This window comes from Streptomyces sp. NPDC030862, assembly GCF_055571835.1.
The window spans coordinates 442,708-466,291 of record NZ_JBVIEN010000003.1 but is presented as its reverse complement, the minus strand read 5'-3'; the positions used below and the strand labels follow the sequence as shown (position 1 = coordinate 466,291).

Here is a 23,584-nt window from a genome sequence, read left to right as displayed (position 1 = left end):
CATGACGAGGACTACGCCGCCGCGCCCGCTCGACGTCGAGGCGCTCTTCCCGGAGCTGGCCGCATTCCGGGGAACCACGACGCGACTCCACCCGCGCCGGGGCGTGCCGGAGGTGTCGGCCAGTTCCGTGGGCGGCCCCATGCTGTGGCCGGCGGACGAGCCGTGGCCGGTGTGCGGCGAGGCCCACGGGCGCGCCCAGGGGCGCCGGCCGGCGGACGTCCACCGCTACCGCGAGGTCCTGTCCGCTGCGTGGTCCCGCGAGCGGGACCCCGGCCCCACGGACGAGGAGCGGAAGCTCCTGGAGGAGCTGCACCGGGAGCACCGGATCACCGGGGAGTACGAGAGCGACCCGCTGCCGATGATCGGCCTCGCGCAGCTGTACCGGCGGGACGTCCCGGACCTGCCGGAGGGGCCGGGCGACTGCGACCTGCTCCAGGTGTTCTGGTGCCCCTTCAGCGCGCACGGCCCGGGCCGCTACGAGCTGGAGCTGCACCTGCGCTGGCGTCGGTCGTGGGAGGTCGGCGAGGTGCTGACCACGCCGCCGCAGCCGCCGGTGGTCGGCTCCGACGGCTTCGTCCCCGAGCCCTGCGTGCTGCACCCGGAGCAGGTGGTCACGTACCCCTTCGCGGGCCTCCTGCCCGAGGAGCTGTGCGCCCGCATCGACGCCTGGGAGGAGGCCCTCGAGGCGGCGGCCTTCGAAACGGAGACCGAGCCGTCGGCCTGCGGCTGCCCGGCGCACCCCATCGGCTACCAGTACGACCTGTCCATCCCGCCCGGCTGGCGCGTGGGCGGCTTCGCCTCCTGGCACAAGACCGACCCGTACCCCATGGACCGCCTGAGCTGCGCGACACCGATGCGCCTGCTGCTGACCATCGACAGCTCGGAGTGGGACGGCGGCAGCGGCAGCTGGATGCCGCTGGAGGAGCGGGACCGGCCCACTCGCCCGTACGTCACTCCCACCGAGGTCACCGTGGGCCGCTCCGGTGAGCTCAACGTCTTCGCCTGCCCCGCCGATCCGGAGCATCCGCACCGCTGGAGCATCCAGTAAACCCGGTGGCGCTTGAACGCCCTTACGGACGACCATGCGACATATGAGCGACCGACCCGCACGCTGGACCCAGGCGACCGTCTACCCCGACATGTGGGCCGACCCCGGGGACGACCCCCGCGAGAACGAGGTCACCCCGGAGGGCGAGCTGGCGACCCTGCTGGACTTCCTGTCCAACTACCGCCTCACCCTGCGGATGAAGTGCGAGGGCCTCACCCCCGAGCAGCTGGCCCGGCGGTCGGTCCCGCCGTCGACGATGTCGCTGCTCGGCCTGGTCCGGCACCTCGCCGAGGTGGAACGCGACTGGCGCGACTGGATCAGCGAAGCCGACCCGCTCCCGAAGCTGTACGGCGCCCGCGACGCGGACTTCGACGGAGCCGTCGCCGACCAGGCCGTGGTCGACGCCGCGTACGCCGACCTGGAGCGCGAACAGGCCGCGACGGACGCCGCCCTGGCCGGGTACCCGGACCTGGGCGAGCGCGTGGGGAGGGACGGCATCAGCATCCGCGAGCTGATGGTCCACCGGATCGAGGAGTACGCCCGCCACTGCGGCCACGCGGACCTGCTGCGCGAATGCGTCGACGGGAGGGTGGGCCAGTGACCGGGCCCCAGGCGCATCACCGCCACCGGACGCGCTTGCGACGCCCCTAAGCTGACCAGGCGGTCCGGCAGCAGCGAGGGAAGGCGAGCAGAGCACCATGGTGGACGGCGAGCGGGACCTCGGGGAGGCGCAGCGGCGGCACTGGCAGAGCACGTACGCCGCGCACCCCGGCATGTACGGGGAGCAGCCGTCGGCAGCGGCTGTTCACGCGGCCGACGTGTTCCGCAAGGCGGGGGCGAGGGACGTGCTGGAGCTCGGCGCCGGGCACGGGCGCGATGCCCTGTACTTCGCGCGCGAGGGCTTCACCGTCCAAGCCACCGACTTCTCCGCCACCGGGCTCGACCAGCTGCGTGAGGCCGCCCGGGCCCAGGGTGTGGACGGTCTGGTCACCACCGCCGCGCACGACGTCCGCGACCCGCTGCCCCTGCCGGACGCCTCCGTGGGCGCGGTCTTCGCGCACATGCTGCTGTGCATGGCCCTGTCCACGCGCGAGATCCACGCCGTGGTCCGCGAGGTCCGCCGCGTCCTGCGGCCCGGCGGGGTCTTCGTCTACACCGTGCGGCACACCGGCGACGCGCACTACGGCGCCGGTACCGCGCACGGTGACGACGTCTACGAGCACGGCGGCTTCGCCGTCCACTTCTTCCCGCGCGATCTGGTCGACTCCCTCGCCGACGGCTGGACCCTGGACGAGGTCCACCCCTTCGAGGAGGGCGACCTGCCCCGCCGCCTGTGGCGCGTCACGCAGAGCCTGCCCCGTTGACCACGCCTGACGGGCCACAGCTGGGGGCGGTGCGCGGCCTCGGCCCCGTCGAGCCGCTGGACGCTCAAGGCCTGTCGGACAGGTGGTATTCGATCATGTCGTCTCGGATTCCGAGCCGCGTGAATCCCGCCTTGGTCAGCACCCGACCCGAGGCCGGGTTATCGGGGTGGTGCTTACCCCCGAGCGATTCGAGACCAGCAGTGGTGAAGGCGAAGGCGACGAGTTTCTGGACGGCGCTCGTCGTATAGCTCCGGCCCCAGCAGTCCTCGCGCAGGACATAGCCCAACCGTCCGTGCCCGTCGGGACGGCGGCCCAGTTTGACGACGCCGATCAGGTCTCCGGCGACGTCCACACCAAGGACGTATTGCTCGACGGGTTCGGCGGCGGCCCATTCCTGCACGCGCCTTACGTACTCCTCGGCCTCCTTGTCGGTCATCGCGGGGCGTCCCAGGAACCTGACGGCGGCCCCGCTGTAGATACGGCGGATGGCCGCGGCATCGGCGTAAAGGAGCGGTCGGAGAGTGATCACGACGTGGTGAGGAGGGCGGCCAGATCGGTCGCGGACGGCCGGTCCTCCGGGGCCGGGGTCAGGCAGGCGCGGATTGCTTGCTCGAACTCGGGGAACGCCCAGGGGCGGACGTCGTTCAGCGGCAGCGTGGCTGTCTTCACGATGGCCCTGAGCTTGTTCTCGCGCGGGGTGTCGTCGTCGTAGGCAGCAACCGGCCGACGACCGGTCCAGCACCAGAACAGTGAAGCGCCCAGTCCCCAGATGTCGGCCGGTGGCTCTGCCTGGATGTGGGTGTCGGCACTGGTGGCGAGGATGGCGTCCGCGACCTCAGGGGCGGTGGTGTGGGTGAGCGCGCCACGGTAGGGAAGCCGTGGCCCGCCGTCGGGGCCGCAGGCGAGGGCGTAGTCGATGACCTCGGCGCGACCATCTTTCGCGATCAGGGTGTTAGTGGGCTGGACATCGGCGTGGGCCCACCCGGCGGCGTGCATCCGCGTCAAGCACTCGGCCCACGTCCGGGCGACACCCAGGAGCCAGGGTCGCACCGAGGGGCGGTCACCTTCGGGTCCACGGGCCAGTGCGAACGCCCGCCACACCGGGATGCCGTCGACCCACCGCACCGCGAGCCACCGGCCACCCTCCCAGGCTCCGGCGTCGATCCGGTAGCCGGGGTTCAGCGCGCCCGCACCGATGAGGCACACAAGGTTGCTGTCCTCCTGCGCCATCTCGGCGGCCTTGTGATGACGATATGAAGCGCCGCGATGTCCTGGGTCTGCTCGCCGTCACCGGCGCGCTGGTCACCCTGCCCGGTTCGGACGGGGCATCCCGAGGACACGCGGTGACAGCTCTCGTGGAGACGGCGGAGGATCTGCACCGCGGCCTGTGGCAGCTCTACACCCTTTCGGACTCCAAGCAGACCGCCCTGCCAGCGGTCCGCAAGCAGCTCGATGCCCTGACGAAGGGCCTGGCCGAGGCGCGCACCGCAGCGGACCGGACCCGGTTGTGCATGATGACGGCTGACGTCTACCAGCTCGCCGGGGAACTCTTCTTCGACGCCAACCGGTACACCGACGCCGCCCAGTGCTACACGCTGGCCGCCCAAGCGGCCCATGCCGGTGGGGACCACGATCTCTGGGCCTGCGCCATGACGCGCCACGCCTACGTCGAGCTGTACGCCTGCCGCGCGTTCGCCGCGCAGCCGTTGCTGGCGGCAGCTTCTGGGATCGCCCGACGCGGGGACAGCGCACTGTCCACCCGTTATTGGGTCGCAGCCGTCCAGGCCCAGGCGTACGCGGCCATGGGCGACATCGACGGCTGCACCCGGGCCCTCGACGACGCCGAGAAGGTTCTCTCCCTCGGCGGCCACTCCCACAACGGCAGTTGGCTCCGCTTCGACGGCTCCCGCCTCGCCGAGGAACGAGGTGCCTGCTACCTCCAGCTCGGACGCCCCGACCTGGCGGAAGACGCCCTCACCGCAGCCCTCGCCCAACCTCTGTCGCTGCGCCGCCGCGCTGCCGTGCTGAGTGACCTTGCCGCCCTCGGAGTCCACCGGCGCGACATCGACCAGGTCGTGCACTACGCGGAGACAGTGATCGGCCTGGCCGGCCAGTCGAACTCGGGATTCATCGGTAAGAAGCTGGACGGGCTCCGAGGGCGTCTTGCCCCGCTCATGTCCGATGGCCGAGTCTCGAGTCTGGATCAACGAATGGCGGCGCTTCAGCGCACCGCATGACGAGAGGGACACGTGCATGAGCGACGGTCGGATCTTCCGTGAGGCGTGGATCGCCGGTGTGACCAAGTACTACCCCGGTGAACCGAAGCCGGGCTATGTCACGCCGTGGGACGAGACGCCCGAGTGGGAGCGTGAGGCTGCCGCGGCCGTGTACGGACAGGTTCGCGACTTCATCAAGGTCAGCGAAGGGCACGCCACTCGGCTCACCCGCGAGCAGAAGGGGCGCTTCGTCGCGATCTGCTGGACCGCCCAGATGTTCAGGCACTTCGAGGACCCGAAGCCTGGATACGTCGCCGACTGGGCCGAGCTGCCGGCCTGGCAGCGGGAGACGGACGCGGACATCTTCGAACGCATCGAGCGGACCGTCTGACCTCCGGAACGACGACGCGCTCGTCCGGGCCATCCGGACGGGCACGTCTCTTTAGGTATTGCGGCGACTCTCCCCGGCGGACGGTCTGATTCATGCTTGGCGGCCCCGGGGCCGAGCTTCGCGCCAGTTCCTGCTCCTAGCCGACATCATCCCGCCGTCCCCGGGAGGCACCACCTCATGAAGCCATCGCCCGACGACCCGGACGCCTGGAAGCCCTACCTCGCCGAGGGCAACGCCACCCAGCCTCGGAAGCGGGTCGCGGCCGACGTGCTCCTCCGGGATGCAGCCGGCCGGGTGCTGCTGGTGAACCCGACCTATAAACCGGGCTGGGACCTGCCAGGCGGGATGGCCGAGGCGAACGAACCGCCGGAGGAGACAGCCGTGAGGGAGCTGAGCGAGGAACTCGGCCTCGACGTCACCGTGCGCGGGCTCGTGGTCGTCGACTGGGTGTCCCCCCACGGGCCGTGGGACGACCAGATCGCCTTCATCTTCGACGGCGTCACCGTCGATGTGCCGGGGGAACTGCGACCGCAGGACGAGGAGCTGTCCGAGGCCGCGTACGTGACGCTGGACAAGGCGCAGGAACTGGTGAGCCAGCGGATGAGGGTCAGGCTGAACGCGGCGGTCCGAGCCCTCGACGAAGGGCGGCCGGTATATCTGCACGACGGAACGCCTGTCTGGCACTGACCGTCCAGGGAATCGATCGCAGCGGGTCTTTGATCAAACAGACCCGGCAACGCGACGAGACACCACGGCTCGCCCGTACTGAGGGCAACCCACTCACACCTCGGCCACCAGCTTGTGCCCCAGCCGACGGACGGGCCGCAGGCGCTAAGGCGGCCCGGGCCGCCCCATTCCACTGCCGCGCAATCCACCCACCGGCCTGCCGCCCGGCAGCTCGCCCGCACCACAAACAGACGTCCCCGCCGGCCCTCACCCCCGGGCCGCCCTCCCGAGAGAAAGATCGCGGGTGGAGGCGGCCTGTCAAGGGTGGGCGGAGCCCATCGGCGCAGCCGACGCGCAGCGCCCTTGACGGGGCGCCGGAGGCCGCGACTCTCGGGAAAGGAGGGCGGCCGCACCCTCACCTCACGCGGATGCTGGCGCTCCGCTCCTCCACGAGGTGGTCGAACTCCCCCGCTACCGCGCCCTTCACGAACGCGTCCCAGCGCGCCCGGCTCGTCGTAACGACCGCACCGCCGCCGCCCGCCGCGCGCAGGCGGACCTCGCCCCCGGGGCCGTACGACAACTCGAACCCCGGTACGGAGTCGCTCCCTGCCCTCAGGGCCCGGAGGAGCACGCGGAACCTGTCCGCCGTGGTGGTGAGGATGGCGCCGCTCGGGTCCGCGCTTTCCCTGAGGGCGATGGCGCCGCTTGCGGTGGTGGCGACGTGGATGCACGCCTCGCCGGTGCCGCAGTACGACGACCTCTGCCAGGCGGTCGCAGTCATGTCGTTCCTTCCCCTCACAGGTTGCCGACGATGCTGTGGATGAAGTCCTGGGAGTCGCCCGGGCTGAGCGCGATCGACTCCATGCGTTCCAGGATGAGCTGGTAGACCCTCAGTTCCGCCTCGGCGTCGATCAGCTTCGGGCCGTGCGACTGATCCAACTGGACCGTGTCGAGCTGGGGCACCGGCCCGTGGACGTAGTAGATGGACTGCCCGGCCCCCGGGTACGCCCCGGCGGAAAACGGGATCACCAGGATGGTGATGTGCTCGCGCTCGTTCATGTCCAGCAAGTGGTGCAACTGCCGCTTCTGCACCGCTGTTCCCCCGAACTGCATGCGGAGCGCGGCTTCGTGGATGATCGCCCGGTACCGGGGCGGGTTGTCCTGGAAGAGGACCGCCTGCCGCTTCACCCGGTGCGAGACGCGATGCTCGACTTCCGGTGGCGTGTACGCCGGGACCATGGTTTCGAACACCGCCCGGGCGTGGTCGGCGATCTGGAGCAGGCCGGGAATGTGCGAGGTATGTGCCGTGCGCAATTCGCGCCCGTAGGCGTCGAGTTCGGCCAGGTCCAGGAGCGCGGCCGGGAGGATGTCCCGGTACTCCTCCCACCAGCCGCGCTTGCGCACGGTGGCCATCTCGATCAGGGCTTCGACGAGGGCGTCGTCGGTGCACGAGTAGTGCCGGGCCAACGTGCGAATCCGCTCGGGACTCACACCGAACCGGGCCGCCTCCATGTTGCTGACCTGCGTCTGCCTGATGCCGAGCAGCCGGCCGGCGTCGGTGGCGGAAAGTCCGGCACGCTCCCGCAGCTTGCGCAGTTCGACCCCGAAGCGCAGCTGGCGGGCAGTTGGGGTGCCCCTCACTGGCGTCTCTCCTTCGGTCGAGGCGTCACCCACACAGGTGGATGCTCTACAGATTCAGCGCGAATCGGTGAATACATTAAGCGAACTCGCTAGCTTGGGACCTGGGCCTACCACCTGGAAGCGCACCGCCCGACGGGGCGACAGAGCCACCAGGCACCAACCAACTCACCTCCGTGATCGGAGACTTCCATGGCCACCGTATCGCCGTCCTGGGCCTACACCCTCCACCTCCCGCACGATCCCCGCGCCCCGCGCGTAGCCCGCCACACCCTCCGCACCGTCCTCGCCGCCCACGGCATGGCCGGGCTCCTCGACACCGCCGAGCTGCTCGCCAGTGAGCTCGTCACCAACGCGCACCGGTACTCCGCCGAGCCCTACACGCTGCGCCTCCGTGCGCTCGAAGAGCCCGTACGGCTGAGGCTCAGCGTGTGGGACGCCAATCCGCACATCCCGGCGCCTTTCAGAGGGGTCGTACCCAGCCCCGGCGCGGACGACGAGCGCGGGCGGGGGCTGCATCTCGTGCAGAGCTGCGCTGACAACTGGGGGGGCCTACGAGTTGCAGGGCGGGCTGCACGGGAGGCCCGGGAAGCTGCTCTGGGTGGAGTGCGGGCGATAGCGCTCCCTCCCACCGAGTTCGGCGTCACCGATCCGGTGGTTCACGCGTGTTCCGATCCGTGAGCACCCTCTGTGCGGTACACGTAACTCTGCGCGTCCGCACGGCGGATGCCCAGCGGAGAAACGGAGACCAACAGAATGATCGAACGTGGCATGCCCAGGGGCGAAAGCGACCGTCGTGGGTTTCTGAGGGGAGCGGCGGTCGCCGTCGCGGCGGCGGGTGCCGGAGCGCTGTTCGCGGGGAGCGCCCATGCGGGGCAGCTGCGCTCACGGGCCGCGCAGGCACCCGGGATGATCCCCCTGCCGCCGGTGGGAGTGGACATCCCCCTCAGCGGTTACGCCGCCAACGTGCCGCTGAAGCTGAACACCCTGGGCGTCCTCACACTCGACTTCAAGGGTGGGCTCAACGTCCTCGTCAGGACGAGCGAGACCGACGGGCTCGTCCTGGAGGTCCTCGGGTTCCGGATGGAGGCGGATACGAGCCCCAGCACCCCCCAGAGCGGCGCTCTCATCACCCTGACCCTGTCGGACCAAGCCCGGGTACCGCTCAGTGTCCTGCAGGTACAGGCGAGCGGCGGTCTGGAGATGCTCATCCACCTGGGTCTCGCCCTCACGGTGACCGACAAGGCCACCGGCGAGGAAATCGCGCGGGCGACCACCGACCCGGCGAAGTTCGCCACGCTGCGGGCGACCGACATCAAGGCCTTCCCCCCGGTCAACCAGCTCTACAGCCTGCAGGCGCCGGTCCCGTTCTACGCCCCGGGCACCACCGCGGCCGCCGGGGACCCGGTCGGCGAGCTCACCGCCTTCGACACCATCCTCAACCAGAGCTCCGTGCCCGCCTGACGCCGGGTGCGCCCGACCGGCCCCGATAGGGACCGGGCCCCGACGGGCAGGGATGGGGCATGGCCCTGCTCGTCGGAACCTCGGGGTGGCAGTACAAGGACTGGCGCGGCGTGCTCTACCCCGCCAAGCTGCCGCAGCGGCTGTGGCTGGAGGAGTACGCGCGCCACTTCGCCACCGTCGAGAACAACAACGCCTTCTACCGGCTGCCCAGCACCGAGGTCTTCGCCTCCTGGCGGGAGCGGACGCCGGAGGGGTTCGTCATGGCGGTCAAGGCCAGCCGGTACCTCACCCACATCAAGCGGCTGCGGGAGCCCGAGGAGCCGGTGGCGCGGCTCCTCGGGCGGGCGGCGGGGCTCGGGGAGCGGATGGGGCCCGTGCTGGTGCAGCTCCCGCCGAACCTCCAGGCGGACGTGGAGCTGCTCGACGCGTGCCTGCGCCGCTTTCCCGGCGGCGTACGGGTGGCCGTGGAGCTGCGCCACGAGTCGTGGTGGCGGGACGAGCGCGCGCTGCGGGCGGTGCTGGAGCGGTACGGCGCCGCGCTCTGCTGGGCGGACCGGTGGTCCCGGCCGGTGACGCCGCTGTGGCGGACGGCGCCCTGGGGGTACGTACGCTTCCACGCCGGTCTCGCCGATCCGCCGCCGCGCTACGGGCGCCAGGCGCTCGCCTCGTGGGCGCGGCGCATCGCGGACGCCTGGACGGACGCGGAGGACGTGTACGTGTACTTCAACAACGACCCCGGCGGCGCGGCCGTCATCGACGCGGCGAAGTTCGCGCGGGCGGCCGCTGCGCTGGGGCGCACGGTCAGTCGTACGCCCCCGGCGCTGCCGGCGGACCCTTCGGCGTAGGGCCGATGGCCCGACGGAACCGGGCCTTTGGCCGACGCCCCGGCACACCGGCCCGCCATAACGTCGGGCCATGAGAATCGGAATCCTCGGAACGGGCCATGTAGGCAAGGCACTTGCGGCCGCGTGGGCGGCGGCGGGCCACGACATCGTGTTCGGTTCGCGACGGGCGGACGACACGGAGCTGCGGGCCGACCTGGCGACCGCGGTCAACGGAGAGGTCGCGGTCATGGACCCCGCCGGGGCGGTCGCGGCCGCCGATGTGGTGGTCAACGCGACGCCGGGCACGGCGTCCGTACCGCTGCTGGAGACGGTCGGGGCCCCGGCCCTCGCGGGGAAGGTGGTGCTCGACGTGGCGGTCGGGTTCCGGGAGGACAACACCCTCTCCCACCCCGTGGAGAGCCTCGGCGAGGAGATCCAGCGGACGTTCCCGGAGGCCAGGGTCGTCAAGACGCTGTGCACGGTCGATGCGATGGTCATGGTCGCGCCCGGCTCACTGGAGGGGCCGAGCACGATCTTCCTCTCCGGCGACGACGCCGACGCCAAGCACACGGTCAGCGGACTGCTGCACGACCTCGGCTGGCCCCCGGAAGCCCTGCTCGACCTGGGCGGCATCGACACCGCCCGGGGCCAGGAGCACTACAGCATGCTGTTCATCCCGCTCGCGGGCGCCCTGAAGTCGTACGGCTTCGGCATGAAGGTGGTGCTGCCGGCGAAGCCCTAGCGGGTGTCTTGCCGATCTTGCCGGACTCACGCGACCCTGGGCGCGGCGCGCATGCCGATGTAGCAGACGCCGGTGCCGTCCTGGAGCGTGGAGAACACCACGGGCATCCAGTCTTCGGCGAAGGGACCGGTGCCCGCCCCGGCGAAGGTCGTCTCGGAGACCGGGATCAGGTCCATCTCCATGGCGGGTGAGAGACCCGCCATGCCGTCGACGAATTCGTACACGAGGTGGCCCCTGCCGGCGCGTTCGGTGACGGTGATGGCGACGCCTTCGCGCCGGTAGGTGCCGGTGAAGGGCGTGATGTCCACGGCCGGCGGCTGGGCGGCGGGGGCGAAGGGGGCCGGCATCCGCACCCCGGCCAGTTCGTGGAGCAGTTCACGCAGCAGATCGGTGTAGAGGAGACGCGAGCCGCCGCCGTTGGTCAGCAGGACGACGGCGACGTTCGCTCCGGGGACGACGCGCAGGAACCCGTACTGCCCGATGGTGGCGCCGTCGTGGCCGAAGCCGGGGACTCCGTCCCAGTCGTAGAGCGTCCAGCCCAGGCCCCAGCCGTCCGCGCCCACCGTCCACTTGTCGGGCGAGTCCACCACGCGCCGCTGCATCGCCGCGACGCTCTCGGCGGTCAGCAGGCGGGTGCCGTCCGGTGCCGTACCGCCGTCGAGGTGCATCCGGGCAAGCCGCGCGAGGTCGGCGGCGGTGGCGCACAGGACACCGCCGTAGGGGCCGGCCGAGCGCGGCAGCATGTTCCAGGCGGGGGCGGGCGCCGGGTCCTCGCCCGGCCCGCCGAGGTGGCCCATCGCGGCGCGGAAGCGCAGGACGTCTTCGGGGAGGGAGACGGTGCCGGTGAGGCCGAGGGGTGCGCAGAGCCGCTGTTGCAGCGCTTCGTCCCAGGTCTGACCGGTGAGGACTTCGACGATGCGGCCGAGCACGTTGTATCCGACGCTGCTGTACGAGATGGCCGTGCCCGGCGGGCAGTCGAGCGCGACGCCCGCGGCCGCCTCCACGTACTTCGCCAGGCAGTCGTCACCGCGTCCGGTGTCGTGGGTGAAGTCGCACGTCAGCCCGCCGGTGTGACTGAGGAGCTGCCGGGTGGTGATGCGCGCGGTGGCCTCGGGGTCGGCCGTGGCGAACTCGGGCAGGACGTCCACGACCGGTGCGTCCAGGTCCAGCCGGCCGGCTTCGGCGAGCTGCATGACCAGCGTGGCGGTGTGGATCTTCGTGATCGAGCCGACCTGGAAGACCGAGTCGGTCGTCACCTCCACCCCGGTGCCCTTGTGCAGCACGCCGCTGGCCAGTTCGTGGATCTCGCCGTCGACGAGCACGGCGAGGGAAGCCCCCGGCACACGGTGTGCGGCGCGCAGCTCGTCGAACCTGGCCTGCCACCGGGCGATCTCCCTCATGGGTTCCTCCTCCGCATCACGGCATGCCCTGCGCACACCGTTCTCGTCCTGCGAACACTGTACGCAGACGCGTTCGCCGTACGCAACACGTGAACGGTGTGCGCTACCGTGGCGGGGACAGCCGGACACCCGATGAAAGAGGCCCACGATGCCCGCCGACCCGAAGCAGATCGCCTCGGTGTGGACCCGCCCGCGCCGGGGGCGCGAGCAGCCCGCGCTGAGCCGGGAACAGATCGTCACCGAGGCCGTCCTGCTGCTGGACGCGGAGGGCCTGGAAGCCCTGAGCATGCGCAAGCTCGGCACCCGCCTGGGCGCCGGCGCCACCTCGCTCTACCGCCATGTGGCCAGCAAGGACGAGCTGATCGAGCTGGTCCTGGACGAGGTCTACGGCGAGCTGGAGCTGCCGGAGGCCGACAACCCCGCCGACTGGCGCACCCCGGTCGCGGCCGGCGCCCGCAGCCTGCGCGCGATGGCGCTACGACACCCCTGGGTCGCGACGGTGCTGGGCCAGGTCGGGCTCGTCCACCTCGGGCCGAACGTCATGCGCATGTCGGAGCGGATGCTGGCGCTGTTCGAAGCGGCGGGCTTTCCGCCGGACGAGATCGAGCAGGCCATGGGCACGCTGCTCTCGTACGTCATCGGCACGGCCACGTCCGAAGCCGCGTACCTCTCGATGATCGCGCGCAGCGGTATGGACGAACGGGACTGGGTGGCGAGCCTCATGCCCGCCGTCGAGGAGGCCGCGCGGGACCTGCCCCGGCTGCGCGAGGGGGCCGCGGCCCAGCGGGACAAGGACCCGCGCCAGATCCGCGAGGAGAGTTTCACGTACGGCCTGGACCGCGTCCTGGACGGTCTGGAGACCCGCGTCACCGGCGGCGCGAAGGGCTAGGGCCTAACTTCCGGATCTTGCCGGCCTCGCGGGGCCGGAAATCTGCCCGCGCAGGCGGGCGCGGACGGGCACAGGCGTGCGCAGACGCGGGCCGCTTAGCCGAAGGCACGCTGAGACGTCGTCATGCCCGAGGCGGATCCTCGGCCGTTCCCTGGTCATCCTCCGGTCGGGAACCGGCCAGACCCGGCGATCCCAGGCAACGCACCGTACCCACGCGCCCTCTTCCGGCTCGACAAGCCATCCCCCATGGAAGGACGCATGGTGCGTACGAGCCACGCGAGACGCGCGAGCCTCGCCATATCCGTCATAGGCGCCGTCCTGGCGCCCGTCGCCCTCGCCGCGCCCGTGTTCGCGGCGCCGGCTCCGCCCCAGGCCGACCTGCGGGCGGACGTGAACCGGGACGGCCGGGTGGACGTCGCCGGGGCGAGCGACAGCGCCGGGGAGGACACCTGGAGCGCCGCCCGGGGCGCGGTCGTCCTGCCGAACATCGACGACGACACCAAGCGCTGCCCGACCAGCGGGGCCGGCGGCAAGCCGCTGTCCGAGGCCCGGCTCGCCGCCTGCAACGACGCCGCCGACACCGTCGTGAACGGTTCCGCCGACGCCGCCGACCTGGCGCGCGTACGGTCCGTGCCGATGAAGGACGTGCCCACCAACGCGACCGGCACCCTGAACATCGTCAGCGGCGCCAAGACCACCCGCGTCTTCATCAAGCGCTCCGCCACCTGGGTGCGGGTGACGCCCGAGACCCGGCTGACCGCCTCCGAGCTGCGCGCCGGCGTGGAGTTCGGCGTCGAGGCCACCGACGTCATCCGTGACAACACCCGCTGGGGCGGCCGCGCCGTCCTGCGCCTGACCGTCACCGCCGGCGGGAAGAGCACCTCGGACGACATCACGCTCCGCGTGGCGCCGCTGCTCACCCACCACCACCTGCAGAACGCCCAGCAGATGCTGGTCACCAAGGTCCCCGGCGACGACCCGTTCGCGCGCAGCCAGCAGACCTTCGTGGCGGGGCTGGCGAAGGAGGCGAAGGCGGCGGGGATCGCCGCGCCGGTCGTCACCTTCGACAAGTACCAGGACATCTGGGCCCAGGACTTCGTCGAGCCCGGATACGTCAGCATGACCGCGCCCGGCGGGGGGCGCCAGGTGATCCGCGTGATGCTGCGCTCGGCCCAGCCGGACCGCGAGTCCGGGCGGGAGCTGTTCGAGAAGCTGCGGGGCAGGGGCGTCGGCGTCGTCCAGGTCTCGGGGGTCCGCGACGAGGAGGAGTGGACCCTCAACTCCATGGGCAACCTGGAGACCATCCCGCCGTACGCGCACGGCGGGCGCTCCTACCCGGCCGGGCGCATCATCATGGGCGAGCGCAAGGACACCGGCTCCAAGCCGGCCGTCGCGATGCGCACGCTGCTGGCGTCCCAGGGCTTCCAGGACCCGCTGCTGCTGGACACGTCGTGGCTGCACGTGGGGCACGTCGACGAGTTCGTGCAGTTCCTCCCGGCGCCGGGCACCGCGCGCGGCTGGACCATCGCCGTCGCCGACCCCGAGGCGGGGCTGAAGCTGCTGCGCGACGCGCGGGACGCCGGGCACGGCAAGACCCGGATGTTCTCGGTGCCGGGGACCCCGGACCTGCCCGCGCCGAAGGAGACCATCGCGCAGGCGCTGGCCTCCAAGTGGCTGGTGGCCGACAACACGATGGCCGCGCAGCGCATCGCGGCGAACCTGGAGACGCTCAAGCGCGAGACCGGCGTCACCGACGCCGAGGTCGTCCGCGTCCCCGCGCTCTACACGCGCGGCACGGAGGCGGAGGCGACGGAGGAGGGCGAGCGCGGGGAGCGCGTGCCGCGGTTGAAGCGCCTGGGCGCGGGCGAGGTGCCCGACGCGGTCGACGAGTACGGCCAGCAGAAGCGCATCCCCCGCGAAGGCGAGCGCGCCGCGGGCCCCGCCGGCCCCGAGACCGTCATGACCAGCGCGTACGTCCCCGGCGCCGTCAACGGCGTCCTGCTCGGGCGTGACCGGTACCTGGCCCCGAAGCAGTGGGGCCCGGTCATCGGCGGCAAGGACGTCTTCACGGCCGCCGTCACCGACGCGTACACCCGCGCCGGGCTGAAGGTGTCGTACATCAACGACTGGGACACCTACCACCTCGGCATGGGCGAGGTGCACTGCGGCACCAACACGCTGCGCGACGCCTCCGGGGCGTGGTGGAAGCCGTAGCCGTACGGGCGTGAACGCGGGGGGAGGCCCGACGGCCTCCTCCCGTGTTTCCCGTGTGGGGTCGGCCAGGGCCTGTCGCGCACCGGGGGCGTCATCCGGAGGGGCACGCCATGAGGAGCGCCACGTCGTCGTGGTCCCCCGGGTGCCGCAGCTCCCTCAGCAGGCGGTCGCAGGACTCCTCCAGCGACCGGTCCCCCAGGGTGCGCAGCAGCGCCAGCAGGGCGTCCAGGCGTACGTCGATGTCGTGCTCCCGCGTCTCGATCAGGCCGTCGGTGTAGAGGACCAGCCGGTCGCCGGGCTCCAGGTCCACCGTGACCTCGCGGAACGGGATGCCGCCGACACCCAGCGGGGGCGCGGTGGGCAGGTCCACCAGCACCGGCGTGTGGCCGCCGCGCACCACCACCGGCGGGAGGTGTCCCGCCGTGCACAGGCGGCACTCCGCCCGGTGCGGGTCGTACACCGCGTACACGCAGGTCGCGAGGGACGGCTCCATGCCGGCGGTGATCTCGTCCAGGTGCCGCAGCACCTCGGCCGGTTCCAGGTCCAGGCGGGCCAGCGTCTGCGTCGCCGTGCGCAGCCGGCCCATGCTGGTCGCGGCGTTGATGCCGCTGCCCATCACGTCGCCCACCACCAGGGCCGTCCGCTCGTCGGAGAGCGGGATGATGTCGAACCAGTCGCCGCCGACCTCGCTGCGCGCCCCGGCCGGCTGGTAGCGGGAGGCGACGTCCAGGCCGACGAGGTCGCGGGGCGTCTCCGGCAGCATGCTGCGCTGGAGCGTCAGCGCGGTCTCCCGCTGCTGCCGGTACAGGCGGGCGTTGTCGATGCACACCGCCGCGCGGGCGGCCAGCTCGCACGCGAGCAGCGTGTCGTCCTCACTGAACGGCTCCGGGTTGCGGGCCCGCTTGAGGTCGAGCGCGCCCAGCACCTCGCCGCGCGCGATCAGCGGCACCGCCAGGTACGAGTGGACGCCCGCCTCGGCCAGCAGCTCCGCCGCCCGGCGGTCGCGGGCCACGCACGACAGCGTCCGCTCGTCGAGGTGCGCCTCCCGGACCGGGCGGGCGGTGCGTACGCAGCGGGTGACGAGCCGGTCGGCGCCGTAGCGGGCCAGCTCGCCCGGCGGGTCGGCCGCCTCCACGGCGGGCGTCCGGTACGCCGCCGAGACCGCCAGCGCCCGGAAGACCGCCGGGCCCTCCTCGTCGGACAGGGCCGTCATCCGGCTCGGGCGGCCCTCCAGCACCCTGTCCAGGACGTCGACGGCGGCGATGTCCGCGAGCTCCGGCACGGCGACGTCCGCCAGCTCGCGCGCGGTCTGCTCCAGGTCGAGCGTGGTGCCGATCCGTACGGACGCGTCCGCGACCACGGCCAGCCGGTCCCGCGCCCGCTCCGCCTCGGCGGTGGCCCGGTACCGGTCCGTCACGTCGACGACCGAGGTCGCCAGCCCGATGGCCCGCCCGGCCACGTCCTCCAGCCGGTACATCGACACCGACCAGGCGTGGTCGTGGTCCGGGTCGGCCGGCGCCCGCCCCACCACCTGCCGGTCCAGCAGCGGTACGCCGGTATCCAGGACGCGCCGCATCGCCGCCTCGGTGCGGTCGGCGTCGAGGTACGGCAGCGCCTCGCCGACCGTGCGGCCCAGGTGCTCCTCGGCGCCCAGGCCGTCGATCCGCTCCAGCGCGGCGTTGACCGCCACGTACCGCAGGTCGGGGCCAAGGACCGCGAGCCCGATCGGCGACTGGTCCACCAGCCGCACCGACAGCGCCAGGTCCCGCTCCACCTGGCGCAGCTTCTCCCGGTCGGTGGCGAGCCCGAGGGCGTAGAAGTCCCCGAGGTCGTCCAGGAGCCGCATGTTGCGGAACTCCAGCCGCCGCGTGGTGCCGTCCTTGCGCCGTACGGGGAAGACGCCCGCCCAGCTCTGGCCGGTGGTCATCACCTGCTCGAACAGCCGCAGCGCGAGTCCGAAGTGCTCCTCCGCGACCAGCAGCCGTGCGGCGTACTTGCCCAGCGCCTCGTGCGCGCTGTACCCGACCAGCTCCTCCGCCTGCGGGGACCACAGGACGACGCGCCCGTCCGCGTCGACGACGATCGCCGCCACACCGAGCACGTCGAGCAGGCCGCCGACCGGCGAAGGCCCCACCTCCGCGCCGTCGACCGCTTCCCGCTCGGCCCGCAGCCCATCCGCACCGCCCATGCCTCCCATCGTCCCTCCACAACGGCGGCACCCGCAGCCGGTGCGCCGCCGCCCGGCGGGCGCGCGAGCACCCGGGTCAGGCCGGTCGCGCGAGGAGCTCCAGGGCCTCCTCCCACCGGAAGCCCCCGGCGGCGGCGCTGCCCTCGCCAATCCGTACGCCCATCCCGCGCAGCCGTTCCAGGCTCTGCCGGTACGCCGGGTGGGCGGTCAGCTCGGCACTCACGCACGGCACGACGGCGGTGGGCACGCCCGCGCCGTACGCCTCGCAGAGGGTCCCGAGCGCGAGGGTGTCGGCGATGCCCGCCGCCCACTTGTTGATCGTGTTGAACGTGGCCGGGGCGACGGCCACGGCATCGGCGGGCGGCAGCGGCCGCGGGTCCCCGGGGCGGCGCCAGGCGGACCGGATCGGGTAGCCCGTCTGCGCCTCCACGGACGGTACGTCGAGGAAGGGCACGGCGTGCGGGGTGGCGATGACGCCGACGTCCCAGCCGCTCTGCCGGGCTGCGGCTATCAGCCTGCGGACGTCCCCGGCGATACCGGCGGCGCAGACGACGACGTAGAGGAAGGGCTTCTCGCGCATGCGGGTCAGTGTGCCGGGTGCCTGGTGCCGGGTGCCTGGTGCCGGGTGCCCGGTGCCGGGTGCCGCCCGGCGGTCAGGCACCCGCCGTGGCCGCCCGGGGGAAGTACTCCGTGAACGGGTCCGGCGCCACCCCCATCACCTCCCCGAACGGCGTCGCGAGGTGGTGGATGAGCACGGCGAGGAAGACCGTCAGCCCCACCATGCCCATCAGCATCACCAGATGGCTCCAGGTACGGCCCACGCCGTAGAAGAACACGATGCAGAAGGAGAGGACCGCCCCGACCGCCAGCCCCGCCCACAGCAGCGGCGACAGGGAGTCGCCCGCGGCCGACTCCCGGCCCCGCCGCGCCTCGTCCAGCACGCTGAGCTGCCCGAGCATCTCCAGGGCCGTCACCTCCTGCGCCGGGGTCGCGTCGGGCGGCGCCTCCGACACCGCGCGCAGCTGCTGCAGCAGGACCCAGCCCTGTTCGCCCAGCGGCTGCTGCGCCTCCAGCAGCGGCCACTCCTGCTGGACCACGTGGACGGCGTACCGCTCGGCCATGATCTCGATGCGCTTCTGCTGCGCCGGGGGCATGCCGTCCGCGAGGACCGTCATCTGGTGCAGCGCGCCCGCCTCGGTGGACGTGTTCGAACCGGCGTCGCCCCGCAGTTCCCACACGGAGACGAGGGCGAGGCCGAGCAGCAGCGCGTAGAGGAGCGCGATCATCATGGAGAGGTACTCGACGACGTCCCCGCCGTCCGCTTCGCAGTCCTCCACCGGCCGGTAGTGGCGCCAGAGGACGACCCCGCCGGCGGCGAGGAGCGCGCCGAACAGGCCGATCGCCAGCGTGCTCACCACATGGTTCATAGGGCTTCCTCGCTCGCTCTCACAGGCGCCGGCCCGCCATCACGGCGACGATCGCCACGGGCAGGAAGAGCAGGAACAGGAACACGGCGAGGCTCGTCTCCTCGTCCTCGGCCAGCAACGCCCCGGCGCGGGCGATGAGCCCCCGCTCGGTGGCCGGCTGCGTCCGCTGCCCGGGGGGCTGTTGCTGGTCCTGCCGCTGTTGGTTCTGCTGTTGTTGCTGGTTCTGCTGTTGTTGCTGGTCCTGCTGTTGTTGTTGGTCCTGCTGTTGTTGTTGCTGTTGCTGTTGTTGCTGGGTGACGCCTGGCGGGACCGCTGTTCCTGGCGGTACGGCCGCACCGGGCGGTACGGCGGCTCCGGGTGGGACCGCCGCTGCCGCACCTGGTGGAACGGCCGCCGCCGCTCCGGGCGGTACAGCTGCCGCCGCTCCCGGTGGTACGGCCGCCGCCTCTCCCGGTGGAACGGCCGCCGCCTCTCCGGGCGGTACGGCTGCTGCTGCCCCCGGCGGGACCGCCACCGTCCCAGGGGGCGCCGCCGCCGCCCCAGGTGCGGCGGGGGCTCCCGGCACAGCGGCGCCCGCCCCCGCAGCTCCCGGCACAGCGGCACCCGCGGCTCCCGCAGCCGCGGCCGCCTCCGCGAGGGCGGCCGCTCCCAAGCCGGCGCCCGCGGCCGCGGCGGCACCGGCCGCGGCGCCCGTCGCACCGGCGAGGGCGGCGACCCCCGTACCGGCGGCCGCCACCACGCCTGGGGCCACCCCGGCCCCGACACCTACGCCCCCCGGAACAACCGGAACAGCCGCAGCACCCGCAGCACCCGCAGCACCCGGCACACCAGGTACACCCAGCACACCTGCCACACCCGCCACACCCGGCGCCGGCGCCGCGATCCCCGGCGGCAGCAGCACCGGCGGCAACGGCGGCACCACCGCCCCCGGAACCGGCACCACACCGGGTGGCAGCGGTGCCCCCGGCACGCCGGGAACGCCGGGAACTCCCGGAACGCCCGGCACCCCGGGCGCCCCCGGAGCAGGCCCCGGCGGCCCCGGGGGAGCCGGTGGGCCCGGGGGCCCCGGCGGGGGCGGGACCGGGCGGGGCCGGGGGGCCCGTACCGCGAACGGCGCCACCGCGCGGGCCACCAGCGTCGGCGGCGGCACGGGCCGCTCGCACGTCGGGCCCAGCGTGAACAGCCGGTCGCTGCCCCGCACCTCGGGCGCGCTCCGGTACGTACCGGGCCGCAGCCCCTCCAGCCGCGCCACGCACACCACGACGCCCCCCGGCGGCAGCGCCTGCGGCACTGCGGGGCGGCCCCCGCAGCTCACCGGCGGGTTGCCGAGCGCCGTGTCGGTGAGCCGGGCGCCGTACACGGTCCGGTTTCCGGGGTTGGTGACGGTGTACCGCACCACCGCGCCGGCCGCCCCCGCCCCCGTGTCCCGTACCGCGACGCCCACGGCGAGCGTCAGCGCGCCGCCCACGCCCTGGTACGCGGCCCTGGCGGACGCCTCGACGCGCATCCCCACCGACGGCACCTGCGCGCGGGCGCGCACGGTGACGGCGTGGTGCCCCGGTAGGGCCGGCACCCGGGAGACGCAGGTGACGGACGTCAGCCCGCGCATCCAGAAGCCCTGCCCGCCCGGGCAGCGCACCGCGCCCGCCGGTACGGCCGGGTCGTGGACGGTCACCCGGTGCAGGTCGGCACCGGAGCGATTGGTCACCCGGTACCGCTTGACCACCACGTGGCCGACCCGGATGCCGATGCGCTCGGCCTCCGGCGTCGGGTGCTTGTTGACGGTGACCGAGAGCCCGAGGGCGTGTTTGCCCACCCCGTCCGCGGCCGCCCGCGGGGGCCGCGACGCCAGGGGCCACCCGCTCGCGTGCGCCACCAGGAGCAGGGCTCCGGCGGCGAAGAGCAGGGGTCTGGCGCGCGTCATGGGCCTGGGCCGGGCGGCGTCCGTCACGGCATCAGCGTTCGTCATATGCCGGAGTCCCGAAAGCCGGGCGCCTGCCGGTTGCGCTGTTCGTGCGGCGGGTGCACCACGATGGACGAGCGGCAACCCTCCTGTGCGGTGACCTTGCTGACCGACCCTCATCTCCCGGGTCGGTACCCTGCTCCCAGGGTCGATCGGGTTTGATCGGGATAGAGGTTGGTGCGCACGTGCTGGTGGCGGATCGGTACCGGTTGGAGTCAGCCATCGGCCGTGGCGCAATGGGCGAGGTCTGGCGGGCCACGGACGAGGTGCTCGGCAGGCCGGTGGCCGTCAAGCTGATGCTCGGCGACGACGCCGACTCGCAGGCGGCGGCACGCTTCCGGCTGGAGGGCCAGACGGCGGCCCGGCTCAGCCACCCCCACGTGGTCGCGGTCTTCGACTTCGGGGCGTGGGAGGGCCGCTTCTACCTGGTGATGGAGTACGTCGAGGGCCGCAGCCTCGCGCAGGAGCTCGCCGCCGAGGGCCGGCTGCGCGCTCCCCGCGTGGCGGCCATCGCCGCGCAGACGGCGGCGGGCCTGGCCGTCGCGCACCGGCAGGGCATCGTCCACCGGGACATCAAGCCCGGCAACCTGATGTCCGACGTGGACGGCACGGTCAAGCTCGGCGACTTCGGCATCGCCCGGTTCGTCGACGATCCGGCGGCCGCGCTCACGACGGCGGGGCAGATCGTCGGCACGAGCCTCTACCTGGCTCCGGAGCGGGCGCTGGGGCGCCCGGCGGGCCCGGCGTCCGACGTGTACTCGCTGGGCTGCGTGCTGTACCAGCTGGCGACGGGCCGCCCGCCGTTCCAGGCGGACACGGCGACCGCCACGCTGTACCAGCACATCGACACCCCGCCGGTGCCGCCGCGCGGGCTGGGCGCGGACGTACCGCCCGCCTTCGAGGCGTACCTGCTGGGGATGCTCGCCAAGCAGCCGGAGGACCGGCCGTCGGCGCAGCAGGTCGCGGACTGGTTCGGCTCGGGCGCCTGGCAGGGCCGCGCGGAACCGATGCCCGCGCCGATGCCGGCTCCTATGCCGGCCGCCATGCCGGGGTCCGCTCCCCGGCCGGGACCGGCCCACGCGCCGGCACCCCGGCGGGCGCAGAGACCCGCGCCCATGCCCGCGCCCGCCCCCATGCCGGGACCGGCCCCGGCGCAGGCGCCGACCACGTACGCGCTGCCCCGGACCGCCCCGGGCGGCGGGCGGGGGCGCCGGGCCGCGCCCGCCCCGCAGCGGCTCGGTGAGGCGCGGGCGTTCGTCAGCCGGCGGCCCCGGGTCGCGAGCGCCATCGCGGGCGCGGTGGCGTTCGTCGCGGCCGTCCTGGCCGGCATGGCGCTGTTCTCGCCCGACAGCAGCTCCGCCGACACGCCCCCGCGCCAGGTGACGACGGTGCCCGGCGCGCCGGAAGCCGGCGCCGCCGAGGACTGAGCCCCGCCCGCTGCCTCGGTGTCAGGACACCTCGGTCATCGTCGGCATCTCGCCCTCGGTGCGCTCCATGTCGATGACGGAGAACGCCGCGCCCTGGGGGTCGGTCAGCGACGCGAACCGCCCGAAGGGCGTGTCCATCGGCCCCCACCGCAGCACCCCGCCGCGCGCGGTCGCCCTCGCGACCGCCGCGTCGCAGTCGTCGACGGCGAAGTACACGTTGATGTACGGCGGGACCTCCGGCGGGAAGTCGCCCGTCATCCGCATCCGGCCGAGCACGGTGTCGTCGCCGACGTCGAAGACGACGAAGTCGATGTCCTCGGGCGCCTCCATCCGCTTGATCCGGTACGGGAAGACGGAGGCGAAGAAGGGGTCGGCCTTCTCGGGGTCGCGGGTGAAGACCTCGGCCCAGCAGTACGCGCCGCGCACGCCCCGCGCGGCGAAGCCCTCGTGGATGCCCGCCTGCCAGACGCCGAAGACGACGCCGCCGGGGTCGCGGGCCAGCACCATCGTGCCGAAGTCACCGACGGTCATCGGCCCCATGATCACCTCGCCGCCGCTGTCGCGGATCTTGCGGGCGGTGGCCTCGGCGTCCGGCGACGCGAAGTACAGGCACCACGCCGACCGGCTCTCCTGGCCCTCCTGCCCCGGCATGGGCGGCACGACGGCGGCGGCGGCCTTCCCGTCCGCATACGCCTCCGTGTAGTTGCCGTACTCCGACGTCGCCTCGCCGAAGGTCCAGCCCAGTACGTCGCCGTAGAAGCTCTTCGCGCCCTCCAGGTCGGTGAACATCGCGTCCGCCCAGCAGGGGGTGCCCTCAGGTAGTACCGCCATGGTCTTCCGTCTCTCTCCGACTCGACACCTCGAACATGGTCCCTTTTGTCACGCTAATGAGGCATCCGTCGGTCCGCGCGCCGAGACGGAAGGTAAACGGCCGCTAATTCTCCGCCGGGGCGCCTGTCCTCCGCGCATGACGAGGTGCCATAATGCGGATGTAGCCCATCGTGCATCCCCCGTCGCGATGGGCTACATCCTTGTACGGGGCACACTCCGTCGGGCCCCGCGCGCACACGGCTGTTCACACGGGCAAGGGACTCCCCTCGTGGCCCCCCGCCCGTGTTTTTTCGAGTTAACAGTGACGTAGAGTGCTTGCGCAAGTCCGGATCCGATGCGGAAGTGAGAAGCTCCGCTTTGTCGCTGGTGCAAAGACGCCGACGTTCCGGGTCGGTTACAGTACGAGCCCGTTGACCGCACTCGACTATCGCGCAACGTGGGGACCGGATGACCAACGGCGAAGAACGCACGCCCGAGCTACGGACGTTGCAGCAGAAGGTCGAGTACATGGTCGAGAAGACCTTCCCCGGCCAGAAGGTCTCGGGGCGCTTCTTCGCGGACCTCGTCAAACAGCGCGGCGGTTCCCTGTCGCACAGTTACTTCTCCAACATCCTGGCCGGCAAGGTCACCCACCCCTCCGAGGACATCCTCAAGGCGCTCGGCCTCGGCTTCGGCGTCGACTGGCGCTTCTTCAAGGACGAGTCCGAGGTCGTGGACGACGTCGTCGCCGGACTGCAGTTCCTCGCCAAGCGCCGCACCGGCGAGATCAGCGGCGTGGCGGCGCGCGGCAACGACGAGGACGGCATCCCGGCGGAGCTCCTGGAGTTCGCGCTCTCCCTGCTGGAGGAGACGAAGAAGAGGGAGGACGGGGGCGACGGGCCGGGCCGGTAAA

Annotated in this window: 24 protein-coding genes; 14 read left to right on the top strand and 10 right to left on the bottom strand. The window is 72.6% G+C overall.

Going from position 1 to position 23,584, the window contains the following annotated elements; translation table 11 throughout:
• Window position 1 precedes the first annotated feature (1 nt).
• The 3 genes from ACZ42X_RS10130 to ACZ42X_RS10120 all read left to right on the top strand — a co-directional run bounded on the left by ACZ42X_RS10130 (window position 2) and on the right by ACZ42X_RS10120 (window position 2,412).
• Entirely contained in the window at window positions 2–1,048 is a 1,047-nt protein-coding gene (locus ACZ42X_RS10130) for a hypothetical protein (protein ID WP_468286520.1), read from the top strand.
• Window positions 1,049–1,082: 34 nt separating this feature from the next.
• Complete coding sequence (locus tag ACZ42X_RS10125) at window positions 1,083–1,649, top strand: DinB family protein (protein WP_468286518.1); 567 nt, start codon at window positions 1,083–1,085, stop codon at window positions 1,647–1,649.
• A gap of 97 nt (window positions 1,650–1,746) precedes the next feature.
• The gene (locus ACZ42X_RS10120) at window positions 1,747–2,412 is read left to right on the top strand and encodes a class I SAM-dependent methyltransferase (RefSeq protein ID WP_468286515.1); all 666 of its coding nucleotides are present in this window, start codon (window positions 1,747–1,749) and stop codon (window positions 2,410–2,412) included.
• A gap of 64 nt (window positions 2,413–2,476) precedes the next feature.
• Here the strand turns inward: ACZ42X_RS10120 and ACZ42X_RS10115 are convergent, their stop codons facing one another.
• Both ACZ42X_RS10115 and ACZ42X_RS10110 read right to left on the bottom strand, forming a co-directional pair.
• On the bottom strand, window positions 2,477–2,941 hold the full coding sequence (locus tag ACZ42X_RS10115; protein WP_468286513.1) for a GNAT family N-acetyltransferase: 465 nt from the start codon (window positions 2,939–2,941) through the stop codon (window positions 2,477–2,479).
• Entirely contained in the window at window positions 2,938–3,642 is a 705-nt protein-coding gene (locus ACZ42X_RS10110; RefSeq protein WP_468286510.1) for a protein kinase domain-containing protein, read from the bottom strand. Before ACZ42X_RS10110 ends, ACZ42X_RS10115 begins: the two co-directional genes overlap by 4 nt.
• Window positions 3,643–3,665: 23 nt before the next feature.
• Between ACZ42X_RS10110 and ACZ42X_RS10105 the strand changes: the two genes are divergently transcribed.
• From ACZ42X_RS10105 to ACZ42X_RS10095, 3 genes are all read left to right on the top strand, one after another.
• Complete coding sequence (locus ACZ42X_RS10105; protein WP_468286508.1) at window positions 3,666–4,649, top strand: transcriptional regulator; 984 nt, start codon at window positions 3,666–3,668, stop codon at window positions 4,647–4,649.
• A 16-nt stretch (window positions 4,650–4,665) separates the two neighbouring features.
• On the top strand, window positions 4,666–5,019 hold the full coding sequence (locus ACZ42X_RS10100; protein ID WP_468286506.1) for a hypothetical protein: 354 nt from the start codon (window positions 4,666–4,668) through the stop codon (window positions 5,017–5,019).
• Between the two features lie 177 nt (window positions 5,020–5,196).
• Window positions 5,197–5,706, top strand: coding sequence for an NUDIX domain-containing protein (locus ACZ42X_RS10095; RefSeq protein ID WP_468286504.1), 510 nt, complete (start codon window positions 5,197–5,199; stop codon window positions 5,704–5,706).
• Between the two features lie 394 nt (window positions 5,707–6,100).
• Here the strand turns inward: ACZ42X_RS10095 and ACZ42X_RS10090 are convergent, their stop codons facing one another.
• Entirely contained in the window at window positions 6,101–6,466 is a 366-nt protein-coding gene (locus ACZ42X_RS10090) for a DUF397 domain-containing protein (RefSeq protein ID WP_468286501.1), read from the bottom strand.
• A gap of 14 nt (window positions 6,467–6,480) precedes the next feature.
• Window positions 6,481–7,326, bottom strand: coding sequence for a helix-turn-helix domain-containing protein (locus tag ACZ42X_RS10085; RefSeq protein WP_468286499.1), 846 nt, complete (start codon window positions 7,324–7,326; stop codon window positions 6,481–6,483).
• A gap of 189 nt (window positions 7,327–7,515) precedes the next feature.
• Here ACZ42X_RS10085 and ACZ42X_RS10080 point away from each other — a divergent pair, with 189 nt between their 5' ends.
• The 4 genes from ACZ42X_RS10080 to ACZ42X_RS10065 all read left to right on the top strand — a co-directional run bounded on the left by ACZ42X_RS10080 (window position 7,516) and on the right by ACZ42X_RS10065 (window position 10,353).
• Window positions 7,516–8,004 (top strand): ATP-binding protein, encoded by a 489-nt coding sequence (locus ACZ42X_RS10080; protein WP_468286496.1) that lies wholly within the window; start codon window positions 7,516–7,518, stop codon window positions 8,002–8,004.
• A gap of 90 nt (window positions 8,005–8,094) precedes the next feature.
• Window positions 8,095–8,787, top strand: a complete 693-nt coding sequence (locus tag ACZ42X_RS10075) for a twin-arginine translocation signal domain-containing protein (RefSeq protein ID WP_468286494.1) — start codon at window positions 8,095–8,097, stop codon at window positions 8,785–8,787.
• Window positions 8,788–8,846: 59 nt separating this feature from the next.
• Entirely contained in the window at window positions 8,847–9,632 is a 786-nt protein-coding gene (locus tag ACZ42X_RS10070) for a DUF72 domain-containing protein (protein ID WP_468286491.1), read from the top strand.
• 70 nt (window positions 9,633–9,702) lie between these two features.
• Complete coding sequence (locus tag ACZ42X_RS10065; RefSeq protein WP_468286489.1) at window positions 9,703–10,353, top strand: NADPH-dependent F420 reductase; 651 nt, start codon at window positions 9,703–9,705, stop codon at window positions 10,351–10,353.
• Between the two features lie 26 nt (window positions 10,354–10,379).
• Here ACZ42X_RS10065 and ACZ42X_RS10060 read toward each other — a convergent pair whose 3' ends face one another.
• Complete coding sequence (locus ACZ42X_RS10060; RefSeq protein WP_468286486.1) at window positions 10,380–11,753, bottom strand: serine hydrolase domain-containing protein; 1,374 nt, start codon at window positions 11,751–11,753, stop codon at window positions 10,380–10,382.
• 148 nt (window positions 11,754–11,901) lie between these two features.
• Between ACZ42X_RS10060 and ACZ42X_RS10055 the strand changes: the two genes are divergently transcribed.
• Window positions 11,902–12,642: a TetR/AcrR family transcriptional regulator gene (locus ACZ42X_RS10055; protein WP_468286485.1), complete on the top strand. Its 741-nt coding sequence runs from the start codon at window positions 11,902–11,904 to the stop codon at window positions 12,640–12,642.
• A gap of 258 nt (window positions 12,643–12,900) precedes the next feature.
• Complete coding sequence (locus ACZ42X_RS10050) at window positions 12,901–14,856, top strand: protein-arginine deiminase domain-containing protein (protein WP_468286482.1); 1,956 nt, start codon at window positions 12,901–12,903, stop codon at window positions 14,854–14,856.
• 91 nt (window positions 14,857–14,947) lie between these two features.
• On the opposite strand, the gene ACZ42X_RS10045 is transcribed toward ACZ42X_RS10050, so the two are convergent.
• From ACZ42X_RS10045 to ACZ42X_RS10030, 4 genes are all read right to left on the bottom strand, one after another.
• Complete coding sequence (locus ACZ42X_RS10045) at window positions 14,948–17,044, bottom strand: SpoIIE family protein phosphatase (RefSeq protein WP_468286479.1); 2,097 nt, start codon at window positions 17,042–17,044, stop codon at window positions 14,948–14,950.
• A gap of 76 nt (window positions 17,045–17,120) precedes the next feature.
• Window positions 17,121–17,624: a flavoprotein gene (locus ACZ42X_RS10040; RefSeq protein WP_468286476.1), complete on the bottom strand. Its 504-nt coding sequence runs from the start codon at window positions 17,622–17,624 to the stop codon at window positions 17,121–17,123.
• Between the two features lie 73 nt (window positions 17,625–17,697).
• A complete protein-coding gene (locus ACZ42X_RS10035; protein ID WP_468286474.1) occupies window positions 17,698–18,471 on the bottom strand; it encodes a bestrophin-like domain in 774 nt (257 codons plus the stop codon).
• 19 nt (window positions 18,472–18,490) lie between these two features.
• On the bottom strand, window positions 18,491–20,440 hold the full coding sequence (locus ACZ42X_RS10030; protein WP_468286471.1) for a hypothetical protein: 1,950 nt from the start codon (window positions 20,438–20,440) through the stop codon (window positions 18,491–18,493).
• Between the two features lie 179 nt (window positions 20,441–20,619).
• Here ACZ42X_RS10030 and ACZ42X_RS10025 point away from each other — a divergent pair, with 179 nt between their 5' ends.
• Window positions 20,620–21,861 (top strand): serine/threonine-protein kinase, encoded by a 1,242-nt coding sequence (locus tag ACZ42X_RS10025; protein WP_468286468.1) that lies wholly within the window; start codon window positions 20,620–20,622, stop codon window positions 21,859–21,861.
• A gap of 21 nt (window positions 21,862–21,882) precedes the next feature.
• Here the strand turns inward: ACZ42X_RS10025 and ACZ42X_RS10020 are convergent, their stop codons facing one another.
• Window positions 21,883–22,692: a VOC family protein gene (locus ACZ42X_RS10020; protein ID WP_468286465.1), complete on the bottom strand. Its 810-nt coding sequence runs from the start codon at window positions 22,690–22,692 to the stop codon at window positions 21,883–21,885.
• A 447-nt stretch (window positions 22,693–23,139) separates the two neighbouring features.
• Here ACZ42X_RS10020 and ACZ42X_RS10015 point away from each other — a divergent pair, with 447 nt between their 5' ends.
• Window positions 23,140–23,583, top strand: coding sequence for a hypothetical protein (locus ACZ42X_RS10015; RefSeq protein WP_468286462.1), 444 nt, complete (start codon window positions 23,140–23,142; stop codon window positions 23,581–23,583).
• Window position 23,584: the final 1 nt, after the last annotated feature.

What these genes read in the sequence shown, in the direction of transcription:
- ACZ42X_RS10040 (WP_468286476.1), bottom strand. Translation starts at nt 17,624, where the DNA reads ATGCGCGAGAAGCCCTTCCTCTACGTCGTCGTCTGCGCCGCCGGTATC.
- ACZ42X_RS10120 (WP_468286515.1), top strand. Translation starts at nt 1,747, where the DNA reads ATGGTGGACGGCGAGCGGGACCTCGGGGAGGCGCAGCGGCGGCACTGG.
- ACZ42X_RS10050 (WP_468286482.1), top strand. Translation starts at nt 12,901, where the DNA reads ATGGTGCGTACGAGCCACGCGAGACGCGCGAGCCTCGCCATATCCGTC.
- ACZ42X_RS10035 (WP_468286474.1), bottom strand. Translation starts at nt 18,471, where the DNA reads ATGAACCATGTGGTGAGCACGCTGGCGATCGGCCTGTTCGGCGCGCTC.
- ACZ42X_RS10080 (WP_468286496.1), top strand. Translation starts at nt 7,516, where the DNA reads ATGGCCACCGTATCGCCGTCCTGGGCCTACACCCTCCACCTCCCGCAC.
- ACZ42X_RS10095 (WP_468286504.1), top strand. Translation starts at nt 5,197, where the DNA reads ATGAAGCCATCGCCCGACGACCCGGACGCCTGGAAGCCCTACCTCGCC.
- ACZ42X_RS10065 (WP_468286489.1), top strand. Translation starts at nt 9,703, where the DNA reads ATGAGAATCGGAATCCTCGGAACGGGCCATGTAGGCAAGGCACTTGCG.
- ACZ42X_RS10055 (WP_468286485.1), top strand. Translation starts at nt 11,902, where the DNA reads ATGCCCGCCGACCCGAAGCAGATCGCCTCGGTGTGGACCCGCCCGCGC.
- ACZ42X_RS10075 (WP_468286494.1), top strand. Translation starts at nt 8,095, where the DNA reads ATGCCCAGGGGCGAAAGCGACCGTCGTGGGTTTCTGAGGGGAGCGGCG.
- ACZ42X_RS10105 (WP_468286508.1), top strand. Translation starts at nt 3,666, where the DNA reads ATGAAGCGCCGCGATGTCCTGGGTCTGCTCGCCGTCACCGGCGCGCTG.
- ACZ42X_RS10110 (WP_468286510.1), bottom strand. Translation starts at nt 3,642, where the DNA reads ATGGCGCAGGAGGACAGCAACCTTGTGTGCCTCATCGGTGCGGGCGCG.
- ACZ42X_RS10125 (WP_468286518.1), top strand. Translation starts at nt 1,083, where the DNA reads ATGCGACATATGAGCGACCGACCCGCACGCTGGACCCAGGCGACCGTC.
- ACZ42X_RS10100 (WP_468286506.1), top strand. Translation starts at nt 4,666, where the DNA reads ATGAGCGACGGTCGGATCTTCCGTGAGGCGTGGATCGCCGGTGTGACC.
- ACZ42X_RS10090 (WP_468286501.1), bottom strand. Translation starts at nt 6,466, where the DNA reads ATGACTGCGACCGCCTGGCAGAGGTCGTCGTACTGCGGCACCGGCGAG.
- ACZ42X_RS10015 (WP_468286462.1), top strand. Translation starts at nt 23,140, where the DNA reads ATGACCAACGGCGAAGAACGCACGCCCGAGCTACGGACGTTGCAGCAG.
- ACZ42X_RS10130 (WP_468286520.1), top strand. Translation starts at nt 2, where the DNA reads ATGACGAGGACTACGCCGCCGCGCCCGCTCGACGTCGAGGCGCTCTTC.
- ACZ42X_RS10030 (WP_468286471.1), bottom strand. Translation starts at nt 20,440, where the DNA reads ATGACGAACGCTGATGCCGTGACGGACGCCGCCCGGCCCAGGCCCATG.
- ACZ42X_RS10060 (WP_468286486.1), bottom strand. Translation starts at nt 11,753, where the DNA reads ATGAGGGAGATCGCCCGGTGGCAGGCCAGGTTCGACGAGCTGCGCGCC.
- ACZ42X_RS10070 (WP_468286491.1), top strand. Translation starts at nt 8,847, where the DNA reads ATGGCCCTGCTCGTCGGAACCTCGGGGTGGCAGTACAAGGACTGGCGC.
- ACZ42X_RS10020 (WP_468286465.1), bottom strand. Translation starts at nt 22,692, where the DNA reads ATGGCGGTACTACCTGAGGGCACCCCCTGCTGGGCGGACGCGATGTTC.
- ACZ42X_RS10045 (WP_468286479.1), bottom strand. Translation starts at nt 17,044, where the DNA reads ATGGGCGGTGCGGATGGGCTGCGGGCCGAGCGGGAAGCGGTCGACGGC.